Raw genomic sequence first — 25,025 nt, 5'->3', positions numbered from 1 at the left:
AGGTAACAACAGATGGAAGCTATCCTGGAAATGCGCGGGATCGGGAAAACATTCCCTGGTGTCAAAGCATTAAATAATGTCAATCTGGTGGTGAGCAGTGGCGAGATTCACGCCGTAGTTGGAGAAAACGGCGCCGGAAAATCTACTCTGATGAAAGTGCTGAGCGGGATTTATCCCCACGGTTCCTATACCGGCGATATCTACTTTCAAGGGGAAAAACGGCAGTTCGATGGGATTGCCGATAGTGAAGAAATCGGCATCATTATCATTCATCAGGAATTGGCTTTGGTGCCCTTGTTATCGATTACAGAAAATATTTTTCTGGGTAACGAGCAAGCTAAATACGGCGTTATAGATAGTGCTGCGTCGCATGCCAAGGCAAAGGAGCTACTGGCCAAAGTCGGCTTGAAGGAGTCGCCCAGCACACTGATCACTAACTTGGGAGTCGGTAAGCAGCAATTAATTGAAATTGCCAAGGCGCTCTCGAAACAGGTCAAGTTACTGATTCTCGACGAGCCGACTGCCAGTTTGAATGAAAGTGACAGTGACGCCTTGCTAGAACTGCTGTTAGAGCTTAAGGCGCAAGGTGTTTCCTCCATTTTAATTTCTCATAAACTCAACGAACTTTCAAAAGTTGCAGACTCGATCACGATTTTACGTGATGGCTCCACCGTCGATACGCTCGATTGTCATAAGGAAGTAGTGAGTGAGGATAGGGTTATTCAACATATGGTCGGACGTGAAATGGCCGATCGTTATCCCAAGCGCAGTCCGAACATAGGCGAAACTATTTTCGAGGTTAAGCAATGGCGCGCATATCACCCTATTCATCCTGAACGGCAGGTGATAAAGGGCGTCGATTTTCAAGTCAAAAAAGGCGAGATTGTAGGCATTGCAGGCTTGATGGGCGCTGGCCGTACGGAATTGGCGATGAGCATTTTCGGGCGAACTTACGGACAGCGTATTAGCGGCAAGGTTTTTTTGCGCGGCAAGGAAATTGATGTCAGCACAGTAGAAAAAGCCATCGACAACGGTATTGCGTATGTGACTGAAGACAGAAAAAATTATGGTCTGATTTTGGATCAGGACATCAAGAAAAATATTACGCTGGCCAACCTCAAGGGAGTAGCAGATAAGAGCGTGATTGACGAAGGGCGTGAGTATGCAGTGGCAGCAGATTATCGTCGCCAGTTGAAAATACGTTGTTCAAACGTGTTTCAGAAAGTGCTGAACCTGTCCGGTGGCAACCAGCAAAAAGTCGTGCTCAGCAAATGGTTGTTTTCTAATCCCGATGTGCTGATTCTGGATGAGCCGACGCGCGGTATTGATGTCGGTGCCAAGTACGAGATCTATACCATCATCAGTCAACTCGCGAGCGAAGGTAAATGCATCATCATGATTTCTTCGGAAATGCCTGAACTACTGGGCATGTGCGACCGCATCTATGTGATGAACGAAGGAAGCTTCGTTGGAGAACTGAGCGCGGCAGAAGCATCCCAAGAAAAAATAATGCGAGCGATAGTTAAAAATGAGCGTGTCAACACGAAACACGACAAGAACGGAGACAACTGAAATGAATCACGATATTGCAGCAAGCGAGCATCCGCCGCTGGTCGAGAAAAAAGAGTATGAGGGGTTTTTGAAAAACAATATGCGCGAATATGGCATGTTGTTGTCATTGATCGCGATCATGGCGTTTTTTCAGTACATGACCAACGGTACCTTGATGCGGCCGCTGAACCTGACCAACTTGATATTGCAAAATAGTTACATCGTCATCATGGCGCTTGGTATGTTAATGGTGATCGTGGCTGGTCACATTGATTTATCGGTCGGATCTGTCGTTGGTTTCATCGGCGCGTTGGCGGCAGTCTTGATCGTCAATCTGAATATGAACTTTGTGCTCGCCAGCATCATCTGCTTGCTGGCCGGTGCGGTGATTGGCGCAGCGCAGGGTTATTTTGTCGCGTTTTTCAAAATACCATCATTCATTGTCACTTTGGCCGGCATGCTGGTATTCAAAGGGCTGACACTGGCGTTGTTGCAAGGGCAGTCGGTTGGGCCTTTTCCCGATGATTTCCAGATGCTCAGTTCGGGCTTCATTCCTGATTTCTTCAACGGTACGAATTTACGTATCACGTCTTTATTAGTTGGTGTCTTGGTCGCAGCAATACTGATTTACGTCAAAAGCCGTGATCGTGCCAAACTGGTCAAGCATGGCATGGAGACAGAGCCGCATTTATTTTTCATACTCAAGAATGCTGCTTTTGCCGTTGTCATCATTTTCTTCAGTTATTTGCTGGCGACTTATAAAGGGATGCCAAACGTACTAATCGTCATGTTCTTGCTGATGGTGGCTTACACCTTTATAGCAAATCGGACCACTATTGGTCGCCGCATTTATGCCGTCGGCGGCAATGAGAAGGCGGCTAAGTTGTCCGGTATTAAGACTGCCCGCGTATCTTTTTACACCTTCATCAACATGGGCATGCTGGCCGCGTTGGCCGGATTGATTTTTGCGGCGCGCCTGAATACAGCGACACCAAAAGCCGGTACCGGTTTTGAACTGGATGTGATTGCCGCCTGCTTCATTGGAGGTGCGTCAGCTTCTGGCGGTGTGGGTAAAGTCATGGGAGCTGTGATTGGCGCTTTTGTGATGGGGGTGATGAATAATGGCATGTCAATCTTGGGTATCGGTATTGAATATCAGCAGGTGATCAAAGGCCTGGTCTTGCTGGCAGCCGTATTTGTCGACGTATACAACAAAAACAAATAAAAACGGTATTGCGAACAGGTCACCCACTGTCCGCCATTTGCCAATCATTTTCCAAATACCGCTTTACTTACGGTGGGCATCCGTACGACTGGATGCCCGGATTCCCAGCATTTCACGAGAAAGCAAGCTATGACTGTTGATAAAAAGCGCCCGCTACGTTCCGCCGAATGGTTTGGCAGCAATGATAAAAACGGCATGATGTACCGCAGCTGGATGAAGAACCAGGGCATTCCCGATCATGAATTTCAGGGCAAACCTATTATTGGGATCTGCAACACATGGTCGGAGCTGACTCCATGTAATGCGCACTTTCGTAAAATTGCGGAACATGTCAAACGCGGCATTTACGAGGCTGGCGGATTCCCGGTTGAGTTCCCGGTATTTTCTAATGGCGAATCGAATTTACGCCCGACTGCCATGCTGACTCGCAATTTGGCCAGCATGGATGTGGAGGAATCGATACGTGGCAATCCCATGGATGCGGTAGTGCTGCTGGTAGGCTGTGACAAAACGACGCCTGCCTTGCTGATGGGAGCCGCCAGTTGCGATATTCCTGCGATTGTTGTCACCGGCGGCCCTATGCTGAATGGTAAGCACGAAGGTAAAGACATTGGTTCCGGCACTGCGGTCTGGCAATTGAGTGAGGCCGTCAAAGGCGGGCAGATCAGCATGCATCAATTTCTAGCTGCCGAATCCGGTATGTCACGCTCGGCAGGTACGTGCAACACGATGGGAACGGCATCGACCATGGCTTGCATGGCAGAGGCGCTGGGAACATCCTTGCCACACAATGCAGCGATTCCGGCGGTCGATGCACGCCGTTACGTGTTGGCGCATATGTCAGGTATGCGGATTGTCGATATGGTGTGGGAAGATTTACGGTTGTCGAAAATTTTGACGCGTGAGGCATTTGAAAATGCCATCCGAGTCAACGCAGCGATCGGTGGTTCAACCAATGCGGTGATTCACTTGAAGGCGATTGCTGCCCGTATCGGCGTGCCTTTGGCACTGGAGGACTGGACCAGCATTGGCAGAGGCACGCCGACTCTGGTCGATTTGCAGCCATCCGGTCGTTTCCTTATGGAAGAATTTTACTATGCAGGCGGCTTGCCCGGTGTGTTGCGCCGACTGGGCGAAGCTGATCTGTTGCCGCATAAAGACGCCTTGACGGTGAATGGCAAGTCGCTTTGGGAAAATACGCAAGACGCACCGATTTATAACGATGAAGTGATACGGACGATAGGTAATCCGTTGATCGCTGACGGTGGCATCTGTATTTTGCGCGGCAATCTGGCGCCGCGTGGTGCGGTGCTCAAGCCATCCGCGGCTACGCCAGCACTGATGAAACATCGTGGTAAGGCGGTGGTATTTGAAGACTTCGCACATTACAAAGAGCGTATCAACGATCCTGAATTGGATGTCGACGCCAGTTCGATATTGGTGATGAAAAATTGCGGTCCCAAAGGTTATCCCGGGATGGCCGAGGTCGGCAACATGGGATTGCCGCCGAAATTGTTGGCACAAGGTGTCAAAGATATGGTGCGGATTTCGGATGCCCGCATGAGTGGCACCGCTTATGGCACCGTGGTTCTGCACGTAGCACCGGAAGCGGCTGCTGGCGGGCCGCTGGGGATAGTTGAAGATGGTGACTGGATAGAACTGGATTGTGAAGCCGGGCGTTTACATCTGGATATCAGCGAGACCGAAATGGCGCAACGTCAGACTGCCAGAGCTGCGGCCAATGCTGAGACGGTAGCGAAGCTCAGCGGTTATCAGCAGCTTTACATAGATAGAGTTTTGCAAGCCGATGAAGGTTGCGATTTCGATTTTCTGGTCGGCTGCCGCGGATCTGCGGTGCCAAAGCACTCACACTAATTAGTCGTCGGGAGAAGCATATGTTGTTGGTTCAATTCAAGCAATCCGATGGCCGTCGTCGGATAGGGGTATTGGAAAATGGTACCAAGAATAATCTTGTAATCCGGATTGTTGAAGGCTATGACTCGACCTATCAATTGGCGCAGGCAGCAATAGCAAGCAACAGATCGTTGCAAAATCTGGCCAGTGCCGGACTTGGTACTACCGTGCTGGACTACATCACGATAGCGCAGGCCGGAGGTCTTTTGCCGCCGCTTGATCACGTTGATACTGCCCATTGTTATGTCACCGGCACCGGACTGACGCACCTTGGCAGTGCCGACGGTCGCGATGCGATGCACAAGAAAATCAATGATGTGGATACGCTAACCGACAGTATGAAAATGTTTCGTATGGGATTGGAGAGCGGCAAGCCGCAACCGGGGCAAATCGGTGTACAGCCGGAATGGTTTTATAAAGGGAATGGCAGCATCGTTTGCGCCAGCGAGCAGGAACTGACGATGCCGCATTTTGCATTGGATGGCGGTGAAGAGCCGGAAATTGCAGGGCTGTATGTGATCGCTGAGGACGGCACGCCATGTCGGATTGGTTTTGCTATTGGCAACGAGTTTTCCGATCACGTTACTGAGCGTCAGAATTATCTCTATCTGGCGCATTCGAAATTAAGGGTTTGCGCGATCGGCCCGGCCTTGTTATTGGGCGATTTACCGTCGCATGTAGAAGGTATGTCGAGAATTCGTGACGCTAGCGGTCAGGTTCGTTGGGAAAAGCCGTTTGTCAGTGGCGAAGAGAATATGTCGCATACCGTCGCCAATCTGGAATACCACCATTTCAAATACCCGTTGTTTCGGCATCCGGGAGACGTGCATATTCACTTCTTCGGCACCGCGACATTGAGTTGCTCGGACGGTATTCAGGTCGCTGCCGGCGAAACATTTGAGATTGATGTCGCGACATTCGGACCGCCACTCCGTAATAGCCTGGCAATCGAAACGGTGTCAACACCGTTGATTCGTCAGCTGTAAGCAATAGCATTGCTCAGTTAAATAGTCGATAAAAAACAAGTTGAGAACAGCGTTTACATACAACCGGGCTTGCTCTCACAGGTTTTTCGATACGGCATGAAGTAGTCACATTGAATAGGGGTCTATATGACTGTAGTAAAGGAAGTATCAACCGAACAGTTGGCGCATTTTCCCAGTCTGAAAGGCAAGAATGTGTTCATCACTGGAGGCGGTAGCGGCATCGGTGCGGCAATAGTCAGCGCGTTTGCTGAGCAGGGCGCGCAGGTAGCTTTCGTCGATATTGATATAGATGCGAGCGAGGCTTTATGTGAGCGTCTGGCTGCGGCCGGTTTGGTCGAGCCACAGTTCCGATATTGCGATATTCGCGACATTGCGGCATTGCAAAAAACCATGCAGGTATTGGCGCAAAAGTTCGGCGACTTTGATGTGCTGGTCAACAATGCGGCGAACGACGAGCGTCATCATTGGGAAGAAGTGACCGTTGATTACTGGAACGACCGGATCGCCATTAATCAGCGTCCTATGTTTTTTACTTGCCAGACCGTTGCGCCAGGCATGCAAAAGAAAGGTGGTGGATCGATTATCAACCTCAGCTCGATTAGCTGGCATTTATCGAATGGTGGCTATCCGGTGTATACCACGGCCAAGGCAGCCGTGGTTGGCCTGACACGTGGTTTGGCGCGCGATCTCGGTCCGCACAATATTCGTGTCAACACCATTTCGCCGGGATGGGTGATGACCGAAAGACAGGTTGCTTTATGGCTGGATGCTGAAGGCGAGAAAGACATCAAGCGCAATCAGTGTTTACCCGGGAAATTGCAACCGTGGCATTTGGCGCGCATGGCCTTGTTTCTGGCTGCGGACGACAGTGCAATGTGTACCGCACAAGAGTTCATTGTCGATGCAGGTTGGGCTTAAGCATTATATGCAAGAACAAATAAGCAATTGAAAAGTCATCGTCATTCCCGCGTTCGCGAGGATGACGGCGGTATTTTTCAAATCAATTATTTGGTAATACTTAGTTCTCGCTTCTCGCTCCATAAAGACAAACGATTTATATGACACAAACAAAATTAATCGCTCTGGACTGGGGCACTTCTTCATTACGCGCTTATCGATTTGATGTGGCCGGGCGGGTGCTGGAGCAACGCAATCTGCCATGGGGCATCATGCATTTGCCTGAAGTGCAAATGGGAGCAGCGGAAAAACAAGGGTTTGAATTGGCCTTTACGCAAGCGTGTGGTGATTGGCTACATGCCACTCCACAAACTCCCGTGATTGCTTGCGGCATGATCGGCAGCGCACAGGGCTGGTGCGAAGTACCTTATCAAAAAGTGCCAATAGCGTCGCATGAAGTTGGCGGGCAATTGTCGACGGTACAAACGCAGGATGGTTACACGCTGCATATCGTACCTGGATTGATACAACATTCGATCTTGCCAAATGTGATGCGCGGTGAAGAAACACAGGTGATTGGCGCGCTATCACTGCTTACTGAAGATAGTAAAGAAAATGCCCGCAATATCTTAATTGGCCTGCCAGGTACGCATTCGAAATGGGTACAAGTGCAGCAACAACCTGCGTCATTACAGAATAAATCGGCACTGATTCGGCACTTCGACACCTTTATGACTGGTGAAGTATATGCGGCATTGTGCGACCACACTATTCTGGGGCGCACGATGCGAAACAAGGATAGTGAGGGCAACGACGTTAATGCCTGCACGTTAAACAATGCCTCCGACAATGACGCATTTTTGCGCGGTCTGAAAGTGGCACAAACTGCAGCAGGGCGAGGCGGTGTGCTTGCCACGATTTTCAGCACACGAACTCTGGGTTTGACAGGCGTATTAAACGGTATCGAACAACGTGATTACCTTTCTGGTTTGTTAATCGGACATGAAATCGCTGCCATGCAGGCGTTGCTTGAAGAGCAAACATTTCAACTCGATCACGTTATCTTGATCGGCAATGCGACCTTGTGCGCGCGTTATCAACAGGCACTCGCTGCGTATGGTTTCACTAACGTAGATGTCGCGATGCAAGCGACGGAGCGCGGCTTATGGGCTTTGGCGATGCAAGCAGGATTGATTACTTAGAACCAATAAAGGAAATGAGATGCTAACAGCAGCAATGGAAAAATGCGGCTTGATCGCTATTTTGCGCGGTGTGCAACCGAATGAAGTCGCGCAGATAGGTTTGGCTTTGTACGAAGCAGGATTTCGCATTATTGAAGTGCCATTGAATTCGCCGGAACCATACGAAAGCATTCGCCTATTGAGAACCACTGTACCTGCAGATTGCGTGGTTGGCGCAGGCACCGTATTGACGTCCGAACAGGTCATCAATGTCAAGAATGCAGGCGGTGAAATCATTGTGATGCCGCATGGCGATGCGGCAATTATCAAGGCCGCCAAGCAAGCGGGTCTGGCTTGTGCACCCGGTGTTGCGACACCGACGGAAGCATTCGCAGCGTTGGCCGCTGGTGCTGACGTTCTCAAAATGTTCCCGGCAGAACAGCTGGGCGTACACGCCGTTAAAGCCTGGCGTGCGGTGTTACCGGCTCAGGTTGCATTGATTCCTGTGGGCGGAATTACGCCAGAAAATATGGCGCACTTTGTGGCGGCCGGCGCGACTGGATTTGGCTTGGGATCGGCATTGTACAAATCGGGGCTAACTGCCGGGCAAGTGAGCCAAAACGCCAGGAATTTTGTCGCAGCATGGAATGCAATTAAAAGATAAAAAGGGAGCGCTGAATGAAAATCACAAAAATCACAACTTATATTGTGCCGCCACGTTGGTGTTTTCTAAAAATAGAAACCGATGAGGGTGTTGTTGGTTGGGGAGAGCCGGTGGTTGAAGGGCGTGCCCATAGCGTCGCAGCGGCAGTGGAAGAGTTATCGGATTATTTGATAGGCAAAGATCCGCGTAATATCGAAGATCATTGGACCGTGCTGTATCGTGGCGGTTTTTATCGAGGTGGCGCGATACACATGAGTGCATTGGCCGGTATCGACCAAGCGCTGTGGGATATCAAAGGCAAGGCACTCGGCGTCCCAATCAGTCAACTGCTTGGCGGCCCTGTACGCGATAGCATTCGTGTGTATTCATGGATAGGCGGCGATAGGCCTGCCGATACCGCTGCAGCTGCAAAAGACGCGGTCGGACGCGGTTTTACAGCAGTTAAGATGAATGGTACGGAAGAGTTGCAATTTGTTGATAGCCACGAAAAAGTCGAATTGATGTTGGCCAATGTCGCAGCGGTGCGCGAGGCGGTAGGCCCGCATGTTGGCATCGGGATCGATTTTCACGGCCGGGTTCACAAACCGATGGCAAAAGTGTTAATCAAAGAGTTGGAACCGTACAAGCTGATGTTTATCGAAGAGCCGGTATTGAGTGAAAACTACGAAGCGCTCAAAGAAATTGCACATCTCACCAGCACTCCGATTGCGCTCGGCGAACGTCTGTATTCACGTTGGGATTTCAAGCGTATTTTAAGTGAAGGTTATGTCGACATCATTCAACCGGATGTGTCACATGCTGGCGGCATTACTGAAACCCGTAAGATCGCCAGCATGGCTGAGGCCTACGATGTCGCAGTTGCCTTGCATTGCCCGTTAGGGCCGATTGCATTGGCAGCTTGTTTGCAGGTCGATGCCGTGTCCTATAACGCCTTTATTCAAGAACAAAGTTTGGGGATTCATTACAACGAAAGTAATGACCTGCTTGACTATGTCCAAGATCCTGGCGTGTTCGCTTACGAACAAGGTTACGTAAAAATTCCGCAAGGCCCAGGTTTGGGGATAGAGATCAATGAAGAATATGTGAAAGAGCGAGCCGCTATCGGCCACCGCTGGCGCAATCCGATTTGGCGCCATAAAGACGGTAGCTTTGCTGAATGGTGAAGTGAGACTCCTTCTCCGCAGGTGGAGAAGGATGAAGACATTAAACGATACTAATAGATCTGTGCTGCCACTTCACGAATTGTCTTCTGCAAGATAATTGCGGCCGGGGACAGTATCTGCAGGCGGCGGGTGATAATGCCAAAGCCGTCCATTTTGCATGGCAGCTCAATCGGCAGTATCGCCAGCACATTAACCTGCGCATAAAAACGGGCGACTTCTACCGGCATTACATGCAAGAAATCAGTCTGTTGTAACAAACTGGTAATGACTAAAATGGCAGTGGTATCGACGACATTGGATGGCGGAGGCAAACCTTCCTTGTGAAACATCATGTCGACTCGATGGCGCAAGATACTGCCTTTTGGTGGCAGGATCCAGCCAGTATTGGCGATATCCTTCAGTTGCAGATTCGAGACATGGCACAAGGGATGATTAACGCGTGCCACCATGCACACAGGTTCGTCCGACAGTTCTTCATATTCGAGATTGCGATTGTCTTCCTGATCCATAATGCGCGCCACCAGGAAATCGAGTGAGCCGCGCTGTAATTGTTCCAACAAGATATTGCTACTTTCCACTTCCACTTCGATGCGCAACATCGGCGCTTGTTGCTTGAGTCGCGCTATCGCCGGGGGGATTAAGGTCATGCTCGGCGACAAAATTGCGCCGACGCTGACTTGCCCGGACAGCCCGGATTTCAGCGCCGTAATGTCGTCGTGGGCATGTGACAAGCTAGTCAGTGCCATGCGTGAATGGCGAATCATGGCTTCGCCATAAATAGTTGGCCGCATACCCCGCGGCAGTCGCTCGAACAGCTGCACATCAAGCATATCTTCCAAATCTTTGAGTTGTTTGGACGCGGCCGGTTGCGTCATGTTGAGTGCTTCAGCTGCGCGATGGATATTACGACTCTCATCTAGCGCTATCAACAAAAGTAGCTGACGGGTTTTCAGACGTGCGCGCAGAAACCAGTTGGTGGTATTGGGTTGCATTATTGTCTCGGTGTTTGGTTTTATGCCAATTGGCTATTTTTTTGTCGTTATTGTTTTGGAACTTACGCAAAACAGTGTTGCGGCTGGCATTTTTTGCTCACGGTCTTATGACGTCGATATCAGTAACCGTGTTTGATCACAGCAAATACCTTCAGCGCTAATTTCCTTCATTTTGCACATTGCTTTTTCAGAGCAAAAAATGCCAGCTCCCGCCGTGTTTTGTGCAAGCCTGTGATTTTTAAAAATGATACCAAATGCAGTATTGATTTGGGGTAAAAAATCATTAGATTGATATCTATCTAGTCATTAATATATGTGTGCATTCGCGCTCGGTTGAAATGTGGGTGCCGTGGTCAGCAACGAGGTCGAACGGGCCTCGTTGCTATTTTCAAAGGATAGTTTTATGAGCGAGGCGATAGCCACAGCAAGTTTGCAATTTGACGGACAGAATTTGCTGGGTGAGGGAATACAGTGGTGTCAGCGCAAGCAGCGCTTGTTATGGACAGATATTCTTGGCGCTACCCTGTGGAGTCACAATCCAGTTACGGGTGCTACATGCAGTTGGCGTATGCCGGAACGACTTGCGACTTTCGCGTTGACCGATGATGATGATCGACTACTGTTGGGATTGGCTTCGCAGTTAGCTTGGTTCAATTTTTCCGACTGCGCGATAACGTCGATTTGTACCGTTGAGGCTGATCTGCCGCATACGCGCTTGAACGATGGCCGCTGTGATCGATTCGGGCGTTTCGTGTTTGGTACCAAAAGTGATGCGCCGGATATAGCGCGCGGTTGTAGTTTTTATCGACTCAATATCGATTTGACGCTGGAAAAGTTGGCATTGCCCGAGGTCGGGATCAGCAATAGCATTTGCTTTAGCCCGGATGGACACACCATGTACTACTGTGACTCTCCCAGCAAGACGATACGCTGTTGCGACTATGACACTGACGGCGGCACAATAAGCAATGACCGGCTTTTCGTGAGTTTGCTGGAAGAGCCGGGCGTGCCGGATGGTTCAATCATCGACAGCGCTGGTTATTTGTGGAACGCCCAGTGGGGCGGTTCCCGTGTGGTGCGCTATACCCCGGATGGCAGTATAGATCGTGTTATTCACGTCCCGGTAACGCAGCCAAGTTGCGTCGCGTTTGGTGCAGAGTCTTTGGATACGTTATATATAACCAGTGCACGCGAATCGCTATCGGCCGCAGCCTTGTCTATCGAACTGGCAGCCGGAGGAGTATTTCAATTACATCTGTCCGACGTACGTGGTTTGCCTGAGGCGCGGTTCGGTGGCAAACGGCATAGCCTTTTTACGACGATATTATAACGTTATATCGGCGGCCTTTTGTTTTCCTATTTTTGAATTTGATCGCGATACAATGCGAGCTTACAAAAAATAGTGAAAGCAGTTATGTCCGCATCTCCCCCCAATCGTCCCGATACACCTTGCGTTGCCGTTTGCTCAACAACGTTTGATGACGTGTGTCGCGGGTGTGGTCGTACTGTCAACGAAGTTGCTCATTGGGTGTTCATGACCGAAGCAGAAAAAGAGGCAGTTTGGATACGCATCACTCATGAGGGCTATCCTAAGCGGAAAGGATAAGATGCACTTGCATCAAAGATAACCGTTCGGATTTTGCACGTGCCAGCGCCAGTGATCTGCGCACATTTCAGCTAATCCCTTTTTTGCAGACCAATTCAATAATGCTGCTGCTTGCGACGCATCGGCATAACAAGCTGCGGTATCGCTGCTACGACGGGATTCGATGTAATAGGGGACTGACTGACCGCAGGTGATTTCAAAGGTGCGGACGATGTCAAGCACGCTATGACCTTGCCCTGTCCCCAGATTGAGTGTGAAGTTGCGAGCGTCGTCATTCGTATTTTGTAGCAGATGCGCTAATGCTGCGACATGGGCGTTAGCTACATCCATGACATGAATATAATCTCTTACGCCAGTGCCGTCGGCCGTTGGATAGTCATCACCAAATATCGGTAATGACGATTGCTGGCCAGAGGCAACCCGAACAATGGAGGGCATCAGGTTATTGGATTGTGGATGCGATGTTTCTCCAATTAATCCGCTATCGTGCGCACCAACCGGATTGAAGTAACGCAATACGCCTATCGCCCATGCTGGATCGGCAAGTGTCATATCGGCAAGAAGTTGTTCTACCATCAATTTTGAATGGCTATAGGGATTATTGGCCAATAATGGTGCCGACTCTGCAATCGGAACTGCCGTTGGTGTGCCATATACGGCGGCTGAAGAACTAAATATGACGGTTTTAATATTGTGTTGCGCCATTGTTTCCAGCAATGTCGCCGTACCTGCTACGTTGTTTTGGAAGTAACGTAAAGGCTGCGCAACCGATTCGCTCATTATTTTTAAGCCAGCGCAATGAATCACTGCGTCAATATGATGTTTCTGTAACAGTTCATCTAAGGTCTTGCCATCACGTATATCTATAGCGTAAAACGGCAAGGCGCACTGGCTGATTTGTTCGACACGCTGTATTGCCCGCACAGAGCTATTGCACAAATTGTCGACGGCGATGACCTGATATTTTTCGGCGAGTAATTCAACACAAATATGTGATCCGATATAGCCTGCTGCGCCAGTGACGAGAATGGTTTTGTTGTAAGTCAAAATAAGGAGATTGGTTAGCTGAATGAAAAAAAGCGTATTTTCGCGAGCCCGCTACTTTACCGTATTTAACGTAAGCAGCACGACACGATAGAGTGCACAATATCGGCGAGAATAATGCTGAAAAGAAATATAAAAACTTGTCATAAAAATAATAATTATTTGGAAGTGTAGTTTATAATCTCGGCTTTATTTAACGCCATAGTTCAAATAAAGCCATCGTCGATGAAAAAAAATAAAGTCGACTCAACGACTTGCGCGTTAAAAGGATAGGGAAGTGGGTCGTACTGGCTTAAATAGTGTCGAATTCTCGATTATCTCTCATGCAGCATGGGCGCCCGGATTAGATACGGATGTGGCTTGGATGGGTTGGGCGCAGCAGCCTTTCTTTATTGACCATGTTCAAAATGGGCGTACTGAACCCGAAGTCGCTGCGATGCCAGCGATGTTGCGTCGTCGCGCAGGTTTTATTGGGAAGATGGCATTAGAGGTGGCATATCGCTGTCTGGCTGGCCGCACTGACGTCCCTGTTGTATTTTGTTCGCGTCATGGTGAGTGTCAGCGTTCGGTGGCTCTGCTGACAGATCTCGTGCGCGATGAGCCTTTATCGCCAACCACTTTCAGTCTGTCGGTGCATAACGCCGCTGCTGGCTTGCTCTCCATCGGTCGCCATGATCAGGCAAATCACTGCGCATTGTCGGGCGGTGATAGTGGTGTTGAATATGGCGTGATTGAGGCATGCAGCTTGTTGGCTGACGGGGCTTCTGAAGTCTTGATTGTGGTTTACGACGGCATATTACCAGAAGTATTTTTGCAGTATCAGGACAATAGTGAGCAGCCGTTCGCCTGGGCATGGTTGATCAGTTCGGCTGAAAATCATAACGATGTATTTTCGCTCTCATGGGGTGCTGATACTACGGATGCAGACGGCTTATCAAATCTACAAACTGTCGAGCAAAAAGCGCGGCAGCCAGCGGGGTTAGATGTGCTGCGATTTCAACTGAACTGCCATAGTCAGCAGGCTAAACACAACGAGTTGATTCGTATAGTTGATCATCGACGCTGGCATTGGCGACATCATGGCTGATTTACTCAATTCTGATGACGCCTCAATCGATAGCGCCGGCGGCGGTATAGCGCAACGACTAAGTCAACGATTAAATCGCTACTGGCGTGTAGTCGCAACGGGCATTAGTTTTTTATTGTTTGGGTTTGGTGGTCTGGTGCTACGCATCGTCATTTTCCCGATACTGAATTTGATGATTTTAGAACGTAATGCGCGCGTGCGCGTCTCTCGGTATGTGATTCGCCGGGCGTTTCGTGGTTTTGTTGAGGTTATGCGGTGCCTGGGAGTGCTGCGCTACGAAGTGAGAGGTTTGGAGCGTTTGGAACGTCAAGGATTACTGATTTTGGCGAATCATCCAACTTTAATTGATACGATATTTTTGATGGCATTTGTGAAACAAGCCGATTGCATCGTTAAAAGTCAGTTATGGCGCAATCCATTTACAGGCGGCCCGGTGCGTGCTGCTGATTACATCAGCAATGATGACAGTGTTGAATTAATAGATGACTGCATCGCATCTTTGAAGGCAGGGAATAATCTGATTATTTTTCCTGAGGGGACGCGTACTGCAGAGAACGGTGCGATCAGTTTAAAGCGTGGCGCTGCTAATGTTGCGGTAAGGAGTATGGCGAATGTGACGCCAGTGGTGATTCACTGCGCGCCACCGACTTTACACAAAGGCAAAAAATGGTGGCAAGTACCGAATGTAATTGCTCATTTCAAGATTGAAGTGAAACAAGACATTGAAATAGCGGAAATTGTTGCAGAAGCAGGCAATGAGAGTTTGGCCGCCAGACGGTTAACCGCGTATTTACAAGATTATTTCAAAAACGAAATCAGCATCAATATTTAATTAAGCTTGACTAGAATAATTTAGATTCAAATAAGTTCAACCAACAGGATAGGCGTAGCAATGCAACAGCTTGAACAAGAAATAAAGCAGGTCATCATCGATGTTTTACAACTAGAAGATATTACCCCGACCGATATCGTTACCGATGCTCCTTTGTTTGTCGATGGACTTGGATTGGATTCAATCGATGCGCTTGAATTGGGAGTCGCGCTACAAAAACGCTATGGCATTTCATTGTCTGCTGACTCCGCGGAAACGCGTCAGCATTTTGCATCAGTGCACGCACTTGCTGCGATGGTCGCCAGCAAAAGAACTAAGTAAATAAAGTGTAAGTACCAAATGAGTAAGGGAAATATGGACATGACAGAAAGCATCAAATTAAGCGCGGCTACACCTGAAGCAGAGTTGTATGCGTGGGTGGTTGACGTGTTGCATGAAATGTTTGAAATCGATAAGGCTGACATAACACCGCAATCCAATTTGTATTCCGAACTGGATATCGACAGCATTGATGCAGTCGATTTGGTGGTAAAACTCAAACAATTAACTGGCAAGCGCTTGCAGCCGGATGTGTTCAAAGCAGTTCGCACGGTGCAGGATGTGGTCGATGCCTTGCTTGTATTGTTGAAAGAGGACACGAAATAAAGTCCCTCGCTGCCATTTTCATGTCTACTCCTTTTCGTCGGATCATGGGAGTGGTGACGGTTGTCATCACCCTGTTTTACCCAGCCGCTATTTGGCTGGCGCACGGCAAGATAGAGCCACGCATCCTTGCGCTTTTACTGGTATTGGCCGCCGCTACGCGTTTAACGACTTTAAAAGTAGGCAACGCAAGTCGCTGTTGGCTAGCTGGTGCATTGGTACTGGCGGCGATAGCTATTTGGTATAACGCATTGTTGCCGTTGAAACTCTATCCCGTGTTGGTCAATGCGACCATGCTGATTGTTTTTTCTTATAGCTTGATCTCACCACCGTCTGTAATCGAACGCATGGCGCGTTTAACAGATCCCGCTTTGCCAGACTACGCAATTGCGTATACGCGTCGTGTGACACAGGTTTGGTGTGGGTTTTTTATACTCAATGGGACTATTGCGTTGATTACCGCTTGCTGGGCATCATCGCAAATTTGGTCACTCTATAACGGCATCATTGCTTATGTAATGATGGGATGCCTGTTCGCAGGCGAATATGCAATCAGGGTATGGGTTAAGCGGCGCCATCGTTTGCAACACGAAGCAATATCATCATGATTCAGAGACCGAATATTCGCGTACAGCGTAATTTGTTGTCGCTGTTAAGCCCGGCATCACTGGCGGACATCAACCTGCAAGCCGGAGCGCCATTTCATGGGCGCCAGGAAATGCCGTTTAGTTATGCTGATTTTCTGGGTAATGTCGCTGCATGGCGTTCTTTATTGCAGCATCAGAAAGGCACAAAGTTTGCCTTGTATTTGAGCGATACCTTTGATTTTTCTTGCGCCCTGTTGGGAGCATGGCAAGCTGATAAAACGATTTATTTATCAGGCGATGCATTACCGGCAACATGCCGCAACTTAAGTGCGGAGGTTGACGGATTCTTAGGTGAGTTTCCGGCACATTATTCGCCGTTAAATTTGCCATCAGATGCGGCACCTTTTTCTGCCGAAAATAGTCTTCAACAATATCAATTCAAAATATTGTCAGAAACATTTCCCTGTGTGGTGATTTATACCTCAGGTAGTACCGGCGCGCCGCAGGCAGTGCCGAAAAAAATATCTCAGTTAGCCTCAGAAGTCCAGACATTAGAGGTATTATTTGGCAGCCAAATAGGTGATGCCGATATTCTCGCAACTGTCTCGCATCAACATATATATGGTTTGTTATTTAAAGTGTTATGGCCGCTGACAACTGGCCGTGTAATACACACGCGGCAAGTCGATTATCTCGAAAGTTTGCTGCCTATCATCGCAAAACGCAATATTGTTTTGATTGCTAGCCCAGCCCATTTGAAGCGGTTGCCGGCGTCGTTTGATCAGATAGGCGAATTGCAAAATCTGCGTTCTATCTTCTCCTCTGGTGGTGCATTAACAGCGGAAACTGCGCAGCAAGTGGGGCGGATCTTCGGGAAAATGCCAATTGAAGTATATGGCAGCTCAGAAACCGGCGGTATCGCGAGCCGTCAACGCCAATTTAATCAAAGCGAAGCGCTCAATGTCATGAGCAATGAGGACAGTTGGCAAGTTATGCCAACCATTGCATGGCGAGTCAATCAGGAAAACGACGTTTTGGAAATTAACTCGCCGCATTTGCCGGATGCAAGTTGGCACACTTTAGCCGATCAGGTGGAGCCAGTAGATGCACAACGGTTTTTGTTAAAGGGGCGCATCGACAGGATTGTTAAAGTGGAAGAAAAACGTATTTCACTTGATGCCATAGAGCGTGCTTTGCAGGATGACAGCTTGGTTGAACAAGCGCGGGTATTGCTGTTAGATGTTGCTGATGCCGCATTGCTCAAGATGAATATACATCGGCAAAAAATAGTAGCTTTCGTTGTTCTCAATGACGATGGCCGTGCGTTACTTGCCCGGCAAGGTAAATTGGGACTGAATCGGCGCTTACGCGATCAATTGACCGCAGTCATTGAACGTACCGCCTTGCCGCGCAGTTGGCATTATCTGGAAGCATTGCCGATGAACGCACAAGGGAAAACGACACGTGCCGCTTTGTTGGAACTGTTGCAATCTAATTCAATGCAAACGAATACTGCGAATCAAACTCGACCGATCGACGAGCGGGTGGTAGAACACGATAGCGAAAACCGCCGTGTGTTGCTCGCATTAACAGTGCCGGGCGATTTGCTGTATTTCGATGGCCACTTTGATGGAGCGCCAATCTTGCCTGGTGTAGTGCAGGTTGACTGGGCATTGTCGTATGGTCGGAAGTATTTTTCGTTGCCTCCACATTTCATTGGCATGCAGGCTCTCAAATTTCAGCGTGTGATTACGCCTGGTATGTCATTCCAATTGGAGTTGCAGCACCAAGTGGAAAAATCCGCGTTGACGTTTACGCTGACATCTAAGGAAGGCAAGCATGCAAGTGGACGTCTGATGTTTGCTGAAATACGCAGTGAGCGGCATGGTGGAGAGACGCATGTCTGATTTTTCTCCCTGTGCGGTGATCCCGGTATACAACCACGAACATGCGATAGGCGCTGTCGTGGCTGCGGTGTTGGCGCATGACCTGCCATGCATCTTGGTCGACGATGCTAGCAGCGCATCATGTGCTGCGGTTCTCGATACGCTTGCTGCTGAATTTCATCAGCAAGTGACCCTGCTGCGTCACCCATTAAATCGCGGTAAAGGTGGTGCGGTTCTGACCGGGACTCAGCATGCCGCGGATTCTGGTTATACGCATGCGCTGCAGATCGATGCGGACGGTCAGCACAATACCGATGATATTCAGCGTTTCTTGCAATACGCGAAGAATCAGCCGGCTGCATTGATTGCGGGTTGTCCTCAATATGACGAGAGCGTGCCCAAACACCGATTGTATGCGCGCTATATCACGCACGTCTGGGTATGGATTAATACTTTATCGCTGGATATTAAAGATTCCATGTGTGGTTTCCGTGTCTACCCATTACCTTCATTGCTCGCGTTATCACGGCGACAAGTGTTGGGAGAACGGATGAATTTTGATATCGAAGTGTTGGTTCGTTTGTATTGGGACGGCGTTGATATTGTTAACGTGCCAACCAAGGTTGGATATCCCACCGATGGTGTTTCACATTTCCGTGCAGGGTTGGATAATTTACTGATTTCGCGTTTGCATGCGATTTTATTTTTTGGCATGTTGTTGCGTGCGCCAAAGCTGCTGGGCCGTCGGCTATTCCGTCAATTTTCCAATAAATCGGAACGTAAGCCGAGAGCGCCACAATGACCGCTTCCGCAAGTAGTAAGCGCCATTGGGCGCAAATTAATGAAAGCAGTTTTGTGTTTGGCATGCGCCTGCTATTTTGGATTTATCGCATCGCTGGACGCTGGCCGTTCCGATTGGTTTTATATCCGGTTCTGACTTGGTATGTGATGACGAAGCCAGCAGCACGCCATGCATCGCGTACCTATTTGAGTCACGTCAATAAATACGCGGTGCATCGCGGTGACAATCAACTAGTACGTTCAGATTTGGTCGGTGTGTTTCAGCATTTCGCCTCTTTTGCTGAAAATATTCTCGACAAAATGCTGCTGTGGGGTGGTTTGTATAAAACACATGAGGCGGTCAAATTTGGTCAAGAGGTGATGCTGGAAAATTTGAAAGAGCAGCGCGGAGGTTTGTTAATTTGCGCGCATCTCGGTAATCTTGAACTCTGTCGCTTGTTGGCTAAGCAACGCCAGCATCTGCGCATCACGGTGTTGGTACACACTAAACATGCGCAAGCATTCAATCGCTTATTGGCGCAGCTGGACCCTCAGAGCCAGTTGAATTTGTTGCAAGTCACCGAGATATCTTCTGCGACAGCCATTATGCTGGCCGAAAAAATTGCTAATGGCGAGTTTGTCGCGATTGCCGGTGATCGTATTCCGGTATCCATGAGCTTGCATAGCCCACGTGTCGCCCACGCCAAATTTTTGGGTGAGCGTGCGCCATTTCCGATTGGCCCTTATGTATTGGCGAGTGTGATGCAGTGCCCGGTGTATCTGCTGTTTTCTTACACCATCAATCAACGCCCTGAATGTCATTTTGAATTATTTCGCTCATCTATCTCTTTGCCACGTAAGCATCGAGATCATATTTTGGATGAATTGGCGACTGCTTATGCTGAACGATTAGAACACTACTGCCTGCGCGCGCCATTGCAATGGTTTAATTTTTACGATTTCTGGAATAGCACCAAATATGAAACTGAATGAGCCACATTTGAATGCGGTAAATCTGAAATCTGCGATTACATTCGATCAATCTCGACTAACGATAGAAGATATCGTGGCGATTGCTGGCCGTAACACGCAGGTTGCCTTATCCGATGATTCCACATTTCGTGCGGTGATTGCGCGGGGTGCCGATTTCCTGGATAAATTGCTGAGAGAAGATGGCACCATTTATGGTGTGACGACTGGTTACGGCGATTCTTGTACAGTCAATGTCCCGATGGAACTGGTGCCGGAGTTGCCGCATCATTTATATGCTTATCACGGCTGTGGGCTGGGCGAGCACTTTACGCCAACACAAACTCGGGCAATTTTGGCGACCCGTCTGGCTTCGTTGTGTAAAGGTTATTCCGGTGTAAGTGTTGGTTTGCTGGAGCAGATCACGCGTTTATTGCAAGAGGATTTGCTGCCATTGATTCCGGCCGAAGGATCAGTTGGCGCCAGTGGTGATTTAACACCACTGTCCTATTTGGCAGCAGTGCTTTGTGGCGAACGTGAGGTGTGGCGCGACGGTATTAAAGTGTCTGCCGCGTTAGCCTTGCAAGAGGTCGGTATGACGCCATTGAGATTGCGCCCCAAAGAAGGTCTGGCGATCATGAATGGCACGGCCGTTATGACTGCGCTTGCTTGTCTTGCCTATGATCGCGCAGCATATCTGGTGCAAATTGCCACGCGTATTACTGCGATGTCGAGTTTCGCGTTAGATGGCAACGCGCATCATTTTGACGAAGTTCTATTCTCCGTCAAACCGCATGCAGGCCAACAGCAAGTCGCTGCCTGGTTGCGTCAGGATTTGCCAGCTAGTGACGCACCTCGTAATGAAAAACGTTTGCAGGACAGATATTCGATTCGTTGCGCACCGCATGTGATTGGCGTGCTGGCCGACGCATTGCCATGGCTGCGTACATCGATCGAAAATGAATTAAACAGCGCCAACGATAATCCCATCATTGACGGCGAAAACGAACGCGTGCTGCATGGCGGGCATTTCTACGGCGGTCATATCGCTTTTGCGATGGATAGCATGAAAAACGCGGTAGCCAACATCGCAGATTTACTTGATAGACAAATGGCGTTGCTGGTGGATAGCCGTTATAACCACGGTTTACCTAGCAATTTATCTGGTGCCACGGGACCACGTGCCAGCATTAATCATGGTCTAAAAGCATTGCAAATCAGCGCATCTGCCTGGACTGCCGAAGCACTCAAATTGACTATGCCGGCTTCCGTATTTTCACGTTCGACCGAATGCCACAATCAAGACAAAGTCAGCATGGGTACCATCGCGGCACGTGACTGTCTGCGGGTATTGCAATTGACAGAGCAAGTGGTGGCCGCGTTGTTGGTCAGTGTGCGTCAAGGTGTGTGGCTGCGCTGTCAAATTGACGGCACGACGCCGCAGAAAAATATTCAGGATATGTTGAAGAGTCTGGCTGAAGATGTCGCGGTGATTCAAGAGGACCGCATGCTGGAATCAGAATTACGTTTGTTGCTAGAACGGATAAATACAAAAAAATGGGATTTGTATGTCTAAGAAAGAACCTAGTCGCTGGACCGCAGAGATTGCGCTGCAAATCCAGTTCTACGATCTCGATCCTATGGAGATCGTTTGGCACGGTAACTACGTCAAGTATTTAGAACAAGCGCGTTGTGCATTGCTCGACACCATTCAATATAACTATCTCGCCATGCAGGCATCCGGTTACACGTGGCCGGTGATCGATTTGCATCTGCGGTACGCACATCCGGCGACATTCGGGCAGCGAATTAAAGTTAGTGCCAGCATAGTTGAATGGGAAAACTGTTTGAAAATTGCCTATTTGATTGCCGATGCAGCTACCGGTAAACGCTTGAGCAAAGGCACTACTACGCAAGTTGCGGTCAACACAGCGACACGTGAAATGTGCTTTGCCTCGCCTGCTGTTTTATTTGAAAAATTAGGAATTGACACGCCATGAAACGCTTGTTTTTAATCAGTCTTTTGGCATTGTTTTCAGCGACAACACAAGCCGCCGCACCTATCGAAAAAATTCAGGAAATGTTGGCTAAGCCACCAGTATTGTGCGGTCGTTTCGATCAAACCAAACAGTTGGTTGGCATGAAAAAGCCATTGCTGTCGAACGGTCGTTTTTGTGTGGTGCAAGGCAAGGGCGTGTTGTGGCAAACCTTGCAACCATTTCCTAATACCTTGCGTTTGAAACGCGATGAGATCGTGCAGATGCAAGGTGATCGCGTCGCTATGCGGATGGATGCAAAACAGGAACCGGTGGTACGGATGATTAATAGTGTTTTATTCTCTTTATTGGCAGGCGATTTAAGCCAGTTAAACACCTTGTTTCAACTTGAAGGCACTGTGCAGGGGAATCACTGGAAAGTTGCTTTGATCGCGCGCGAGCCAGCATTAGCGAAAGCGATCGGCACACTGGCATTAAGCGGCGGTGCCTATGTGAAAACGGTCAATATCAACGAAGCGAGCGGCGACAAAACTGATATTGTTTTTTCTGATTTTAAAAGTGGCGCAAGTGCGATGACGGCGGAAGAAGGGGCACAGCTTGAGTAATCGTTCAGATAATCGTTTGGATTGGCAAGTCTGGTCTAGGCGATTGGCGTTGGTATGGGCAATGGTGGTCGCGTTACTTGTGGCGCATAACGTTTATTTATGGGGTGTACAAAAGATCGCCCCGGATACGGACATCATGGCTTTGCTGCCAGCGCAGCAGCGTGATCCAGTGCTGCAACAAGCTTTCACGCATATGGTTGATGCAGCACAACAGCGGGTGATTGTGTTGATTGGTGCAAATGACTGGCAACAAGCAAAAGCGGCCGCAAATGCGTATAGCGCCGTAATCGCCAAACATGCCGATGTGTTGTCCCTGGGGAGCCCTATAACAGATCAAGATCAGACGCAGGCACTGACTCTGGCGCAACAAAATCATCTAAGCTTGCTCACAGCAACGCAAAAAAAAGCATTGCGCGAACAACCGGCAAGTCACTGGGTTGAGACCGCACTACAACAACTTTACAGTCCATTTTCCGGTCCCAAGCTAGGTGCTTGGCAAGACGATCCGTTTGGCATATTCAGTGGCTGGGTGCAGGCACGTGCGCAAGAGACACCGGTACGGCCACGTGATGGACATTTGTTTGTCGAGTATCAGGGACGACCTTATGTGTTGTTGATGATGACCTTGCAGCATTCTGCTTATTCGATGGCGACGCAGCAAACAGTGTTGCCTTTATTGACGCAAGCCAGTAGCGCCGCTAAGCAAGTAAATCCTCTGGCGGAGGTGATTAGCGCCGGCGTAGTGTTGCATGCTGGCGCGGCCAGTAGTCAGGCTAGCAGTGAAATGTCGACCATCGGCATTGGCTCTTTAATTGGCGTGATCTTGCTAATGTGGTTGACTTTTGGTTCTTTACGACCGATTGCGTTGATTGTTTTTTCTATCATCGTGGGTTGTTTGGGCGCATTTTCATTATGTTGGCTGATTTTTGGGAAGGTGCATTTATTAACCCTGGTTTTTGGCGCCAGCCTGATTGGAATTGCACAAGATTATGGAATTTATTTCTTATGTAGCCGAGTTGGTGCGGATAAATCACTGAACTCATTACAGTTATTGCGGCAGTTAATGCCTGGTTTATCACTGACATTGACTGCCGCCCTGATTGGCTATATTGGCTTGGTGTTAACGCCGTTTCCGGGCTTACGGCAAATGGCAATTTTTTCAGTGATAGGCTTGTCGTTTGCGTGGTTGACAGTGGTATTTTGTTTTCCGGTATTGATTCAGGCATCGACTTTGAAGAGTTCCCGTTTCGCGAATTGGTTTGGCGCTACGCGGCGTCATTGGCCACTGTGTCGCGTTAATCGAGCAACTTTTATTACGCTCATCTTATTTGCAGTGTTGGTGGTGACTGGTCTGTCGCGCTTGCAGGTTAACGATGACATTCGATCCTTGCAAACGCCGCCTAAAAAATTGTTAGACGATCAAATCAAGCTCTCAAAAATTCTCGATGCGCCAACGCCGGTGCAGTTTTATCTGGTGCGTGGCGTTACGGAAGAAGTGGTATTGCAGCGCGAAGAAGCGTTAACGCAACGTTTAGATGAGCTGATTGCGAAACACATCATCAGTGGTTATCAGGCGATGTCGAATTGGACGCCTTCGTTGCGCACGCAATCTGCGAATCGTGCTTTGGTCGAGCATGGATTGTTGAGCGAGGATGGCGCATTAAACAGTCTCGCAAAACAATTGGGCGAAGATGCAAGCTGGGTTGATGCTATGCGTAAGCGCGCCTTAGCCGTGCCAGAAAAAACATTAACGCCCGATAATTTTTTGTCTACGCCTGCGGCTGAGCCGTTACGCCATCTGTGGTTGGGCAAGCTGCAAAGCGAAAATGGTAGCACCTATGCCAGCATAGTCGCGTTGCGCGGGATAGACAGTTATGCGAATTTGCCGTTGTTAAAACAAAGCGCCGAGCATTTGGATGGTGTGCAATGGGTCGATAAAGTCAGTGAAATCTCATCTGTACTTGGTCACTATCGCCAATATATGGGATGGGTATTATTCGCTGCATATGTTGCTATTTATCTCTTGCTGTTTACGCGCTATCGCTTCGCCGCGTGGCGAGTTGTGATATCGCCAATGTTGGCTAGCCTGACGGTGTTGGCGTTACTGGGATGGCTGTCACAACCGTTGCAGTTGTTTCATGTATTGGCGTTGATGTTGATACTCGGATTGGGTGTTGATTACGGAATTTTCTTGCAAGAGCAAGGCGAAGACCGCCATCGTGCTGCTAAATTTGCTTGGCTGACGGTTGGGTTGTCTGCCTTCAGCGCGTTGCTGTCGTTTGGCTTACTGGCGTTATCGGGTACGCCGCCATTGCATGCTTTTGGATTCACTATGTTAGTTGGGATTGCTGTGGTGTGGTTGATTGCACCTTGTTTTGGACCGGATGGGCTGAAGTAAGGTGGGCGCCGTATTTTGC

At 48.9% G+C, this 25,025-nt stretch carries 24 protein-coding genes; 22 read left to right on the top strand and 2 right to left on the bottom strand.

Annotated elements, in window-relative coordinates; all coding sequences use genetic code 11:
- The first annotated feature begins 12 nt into the window (after positions 1-12).
- The 8 genes from mmsA to dgoD all read left to right on the top strand — a co-directional run bounded on the left by mmsA (position 13) and on the right by dgoD (position 9,581).
- Positions 13-1,572, top strand: coding sequence for a multiple monosaccharide ABC transporter ATP-binding protein (gene mmsA / locus GEV47_RS01535; RefSeq protein ID WP_153232953.1), 1,560 nt, complete (start codon positions 13-15; stop codon positions 1,570-1,572).
- Between the two features lies 1 nt (position 1,573).
- Positions 1,574-2,776: a multiple monosaccharide ABC transporter permease gene (gene mmsB / locus GEV47_RS01530; RefSeq protein WP_194270547.1), complete on the top strand. Its 1,203-nt coding sequence runs from the start codon at positions 1,574-1,576 to the stop codon at positions 2,774-2,776.
- 129 nt (positions 2,777-2,905) lie between these two features.
- Positions 2,906-4,651: an IlvD/Edd family dehydratase gene (locus GEV47_RS01525; protein WP_153232951.1), complete on the top strand. Its 1,746-nt coding sequence runs from the start codon at positions 2,906-2,908 to the stop codon at positions 4,649-4,651.
- Between the two features lie 20 nt (positions 4,652-4,671).
- Positions 4,672-5,676 (top strand): AraD1 family protein, encoded by a 1,005-nt coding sequence (araD1, locus tag GEV47_RS01520; RefSeq protein ID WP_153232950.1) that lies wholly within the window; start codon positions 4,672-4,674, stop codon positions 5,674-5,676.
- 126 nt (positions 5,677-5,802) lie between these two features.
- Complete coding sequence (locus tag GEV47_RS01515) at positions 5,803-6,594, top strand: SDR family NAD(P)-dependent oxidoreductase (protein WP_153232949.1); 792 nt, start codon at positions 5,803-5,805, stop codon at positions 6,592-6,594.
- Positions 6,595-6,734: 140 nt separating this feature from the next.
- Positions 6,735-7,775 carry a 2-dehydro-3-deoxygalactonokinase gene (locus GEV47_RS01510; RefSeq protein ID WP_153232948.1) on the top strand — a complete coding sequence of 347 codons (1,041 nt, stop codon included), beginning with the start codon at positions 6,735-6,737 and terminating at the stop codon, positions 7,773-7,775.
- Between the two features lie 19 nt (positions 7,776-7,794).
- The gene (locus GEV47_RS01505) at positions 7,795-8,418 is read left to right on the top strand and encodes a 2-dehydro-3-deoxy-6-phosphogalactonate aldolase (RefSeq protein ID WP_153232947.1); all 624 of its coding nucleotides are present in this window, start codon (positions 7,795-7,797) and stop codon (positions 8,416-8,418) included.
- Between the two features lie 14 nt (positions 8,419-8,432).
- Positions 8,433-9,581: a galactonate dehydratase gene (gene dgoD / locus GEV47_RS01500; RefSeq protein ID WP_153232946.1), complete on the top strand. Its 1,149-nt coding sequence runs from the start codon at positions 8,433-8,435 to the stop codon at positions 9,579-9,581.
- 50 nt (positions 9,582-9,631) lie between these two features.
- Here dgoD and GEV47_RS01495 read toward each other — a convergent pair whose 3' ends face one another.
- Positions 9,632-10,573: a LysR family transcriptional regulator gene (locus tag GEV47_RS01495; RefSeq protein WP_153232945.1), complete on the bottom strand. Its 942-nt coding sequence runs from the start codon at positions 10,571-10,573 to the stop codon at positions 9,632-9,634.
- Positions 10,574-10,976: 403 nt separating this feature from the next.
- On the opposite strand from GEV47_RS01495, the gene GEV47_RS01490 reads away from it, so the two are divergent.
- Both GEV47_RS01490 and GEV47_RS01485 read left to right on the top strand, forming a co-directional pair.
- Complete coding sequence (locus GEV47_RS01490; protein ID WP_153232944.1) at positions 10,977-11,903, top strand: SMP-30/gluconolactonase/LRE family protein; 927 nt, start codon at positions 10,977-10,979, stop codon at positions 11,901-11,903.
- Between the two features lie 84 nt (positions 11,904-11,987).
- Positions 11,988-12,179, top strand: coding sequence for a DUF1289 domain-containing protein (locus GEV47_RS01485; RefSeq protein WP_153232943.1), 192 nt, complete (start codon positions 11,988-11,990; stop codon positions 12,177-12,179).
- A gap of 12 nt (positions 12,180-12,191) precedes the next feature.
- On the opposite strand, the gene galE is transcribed toward GEV47_RS01485, so the two are convergent.
- A complete protein-coding gene (gene galE / locus GEV47_RS01480; RefSeq protein ID WP_153232942.1) occupies positions 12,192-13,226 on the bottom strand; it encodes a UDP-glucose 4-epimerase GalE in 1,035 nt (344 codons plus the stop codon).
- A 274-nt stretch (positions 13,227-13,500) separates the two neighbouring features.
- On the opposite strand from galE, the gene GEV47_RS01475 reads away from it, so the two are divergent.
- The 12 genes from GEV47_RS01475 to GEV47_RS01420 are packed head-to-tail and all read left to right on the top strand — an operon-like array spanning position 13,501 to position 25,006.
- Positions 13,501-14,310 carry a beta-ketoacyl synthase chain length factor gene (locus GEV47_RS01475; RefSeq protein WP_322741515.1) on the top strand — a complete coding sequence of 270 codons (810 nt, stop codon included), beginning with the start codon at positions 13,501-13,503 and terminating at the stop codon, positions 14,308-14,310.
- The gene (locus tag GEV47_RS01470; protein WP_153232941.1) at positions 14,303-15,142 is read left to right on the top strand and encodes a lysophospholipid acyltransferase family protein; all 840 of its coding nucleotides are present in this window, start codon (positions 14,303-14,305) and stop codon (positions 15,140-15,142) included. The genes GEV47_RS01475 and GEV47_RS01470 overlap by 8 nt, the downstream gene beginning before the upstream one ends.
- 60 nt (positions 15,143-15,202) lie before the next feature.
- A complete protein-coding gene (locus GEV47_RS01465) occupies positions 15,203-15,463 on the top strand; it encodes a phosphopantetheine-binding protein (RefSeq protein ID WP_153232940.1) in 261 nt (86 codons plus the stop codon).
- A gap of 39 nt (positions 15,464-15,502) precedes the next feature.
- A complete protein-coding gene (locus GEV47_RS01460; protein ID WP_153232939.1) occupies positions 15,503-15,787 on the top strand; it encodes an acyl carrier protein in 285 nt (94 codons plus the stop codon).
- A 20-nt stretch (positions 15,788-15,807) separates the two neighbouring features.
- Positions 15,808-16,392 (top strand): COG4648 family protein, encoded by a 585-nt coding sequence (locus tag GEV47_RS01455; RefSeq protein WP_153232938.1) that lies wholly within the window; start codon positions 15,808-15,810, stop codon positions 16,390-16,392.
- Positions 16,389-18,278 carry an AMP-binding protein gene (locus GEV47_RS01450; RefSeq protein ID WP_153232937.1) on the top strand — a complete coding sequence of 630 codons (1,890 nt, stop codon included), beginning with the start codon at positions 16,389-16,391 and terminating at the stop codon, positions 18,276-18,278. The genes GEV47_RS01455 and GEV47_RS01450 overlap by 4 nt, the downstream gene beginning before the upstream one ends.
- Positions 18,271-19,059: a glycosyltransferase family 2 protein gene (locus GEV47_RS01445; protein WP_153232936.1), complete on the top strand. Its 789-nt coding sequence runs from the start codon at positions 18,271-18,273 to the stop codon at positions 19,057-19,059. The genes GEV47_RS01450 and GEV47_RS01445 overlap by 8 nt, the downstream gene beginning before the upstream one ends.
- Entirely contained in the window at positions 19,056-20,030 is a 975-nt protein-coding gene (locus tag GEV47_RS01440; RefSeq protein ID WP_153232935.1) for an LpxL/LpxP family acyltransferase, read from the top strand. Before GEV47_RS01445 ends, GEV47_RS01440 begins: the two co-directional genes overlap by 4 nt.
- Positions 20,017-21,582 (top strand): HAL/PAL/TAL family ammonia-lyase, encoded by a 1,566-nt coding sequence (locus GEV47_RS01435; protein ID WP_153232934.1) that lies wholly within the window; start codon positions 20,017-20,019, stop codon positions 21,580-21,582. The genes GEV47_RS01440 and GEV47_RS01435 overlap by 14 nt, the downstream gene beginning before the upstream one ends.
- Positions 21,575-22,006 carry an acyl-CoA thioesterase gene (locus tag GEV47_RS01430; protein WP_153232933.1) on the top strand — a complete coding sequence of 144 codons (432 nt, stop codon included), beginning with the start codon at positions 21,575-21,577 and terminating at the stop codon, positions 22,004-22,006. The genes GEV47_RS01435 and GEV47_RS01430 overlap by 8 nt, the downstream gene beginning before the upstream one ends.
- Positions 22,003-22,608 carry an outer membrane lipoprotein carrier protein LolA gene (locus tag GEV47_RS01425; protein WP_153232932.1) on the top strand — a complete coding sequence of 202 codons (606 nt, stop codon included), beginning with the start codon at positions 22,003-22,005 and terminating at the stop codon, positions 22,606-22,608. The genes GEV47_RS01430 and GEV47_RS01425 overlap by 4 nt, the downstream gene beginning before the upstream one ends.
- On the top strand, positions 22,601-25,006 hold the full coding sequence (locus GEV47_RS01420) for an MMPL family transporter (protein WP_322741514.1): 2,406 nt from the start codon (positions 22,601-22,603) through the stop codon (positions 25,004-25,006). The genes GEV47_RS01425 and GEV47_RS01420 overlap by 8 nt, the downstream gene beginning before the upstream one ends.
- Positions 25,007-25,025: the final 19 nt, after the last annotated feature.

This window comes from Glaciimonas soli (assembly GCF_009497155.1).
GTDB classification, from domain to species: Bacteria; Pseudomonadota; Gammaproteobacteria; order Burkholderiales; family Burkholderiaceae_D; genus Glaciimonas; species Glaciimonas soli.
Note: the sequence above shows the minus strand (reverse complement) of the source record. Positions and strands in the feature narration are given on the sequence as shown.

Coding starts and splice junctions, on each gene's coding strand:
- mmsA (WP_153232953.1), top strand. CDS start 13: ATGGAAGCTATCCTGGAAATGCGCGGGATCGGGAAAACATTCCCTGGT.
- mmsB (WP_194270547.1), top strand. CDS start 1,574: ATGAATCACGATATTGCAGCAAGCGAGCATCCGCCGCTGGTCGAGAAA.
- GEV47_RS01525 (WP_153232951.1), top strand. CDS start 2,906: ATGACTGTTGATAAAAAGCGCCCGCTACGTTCCGCCGAATGGTTTGGC.
- araD1 (WP_153232950.1), top strand. CDS start 4,672: ATGTTGTTGGTTCAATTCAAGCAATCCGATGGCCGTCGTCGGATAGGG.
- GEV47_RS01515 (WP_153232949.1), top strand. CDS start 5,803: ATGACTGTAGTAAAGGAAGTATCAACCGAACAGTTGGCGCATTTTCCC.
- GEV47_RS01510 (WP_153232948.1), top strand. CDS start 6,735: ATGACACAAACAAAATTAATCGCTCTGGACTGGGGCACTTCTTCATTA.
- GEV47_RS01505 (WP_153232947.1), top strand. CDS start 7,795: ATGCTAACAGCAGCAATGGAAAAATGCGGCTTGATCGCTATTTTGCGC.
- dgoD (WP_153232946.1), top strand. CDS start 8,433: ATGAAAATCACAAAAATCACAACTTATATTGTGCCGCCACGTTGGTGT.
- GEV47_RS01495 (WP_153232945.1), bottom strand. CDS start 10,573: ATGCAACCCAATACCACCAACTGGTTTCTGCGCGCACGTCTGAAAACC.
- GEV47_RS01490 (WP_153232944.1), top strand. CDS start 10,977: ATGAGCGAGGCGATAGCCACAGCAAGTTTGCAATTTGACGGACAGAAT.
- GEV47_RS01485 (WP_153232943.1), top strand. CDS start 11,988: ATGTCCGCATCTCCCCCCAATCGTCCCGATACACCTTGCGTTGCCGTT.
- GEV47_RS01470 (WP_153232941.1), top strand. CDS start 14,303: ATGGCTGATTTACTCAATTCTGATGACGCCTCAATCGATAGCGCCGGC.
- GEV47_RS01465 (WP_153232940.1), top strand. CDS start 15,203: ATGCAACAGCTTGAACAAGAAATAAAGCAGGTCATCATCGATGTTTTA.
- GEV47_RS01460 (WP_153232939.1), top strand. CDS start 15,503: ATGACAGAAAGCATCAAATTAAGCGCGGCTACACCTGAAGCAGAGTTG.
- GEV47_RS01455 (WP_153232938.1), top strand. CDS start 15,808: ATGTCTACTCCTTTTCGTCGGATCATGGGAGTGGTGACGGTTGTCATC.
- GEV47_RS01450 (WP_153232937.1), top strand. CDS start 16,389: ATGATTCAGAGACCGAATATTCGCGTACAGCGTAATTTGTTGTCGCTG.
- GEV47_RS01445 (WP_153232936.1), top strand. CDS start 18,271: ATGTCTGATTTTTCTCCCTGTGCGGTGATCCCGGTATACAACCACGAA.
- GEV47_RS01440 (WP_153232935.1), top strand. CDS start 19,056: ATGACCGCTTCCGCAAGTAGTAAGCGCCATTGGGCGCAAATTAATGAA.
- GEV47_RS01435 (WP_153232934.1), top strand. CDS start 20,017: ATGAAACTGAATGAGCCACATTTGAATGCGGTAAATCTGAAATCTGCG.
- GEV47_RS01430 (WP_153232933.1), top strand. CDS start 21,575: ATGTCTAAGAAAGAACCTAGTCGCTGGACCGCAGAGATTGCGCTGCAA.
- GEV47_RS01425 (WP_153232932.1), top strand. CDS start 22,003: ATGAAACGCTTGTTTTTAATCAGTCTTTTGGCATTGTTTTCAGCGACA.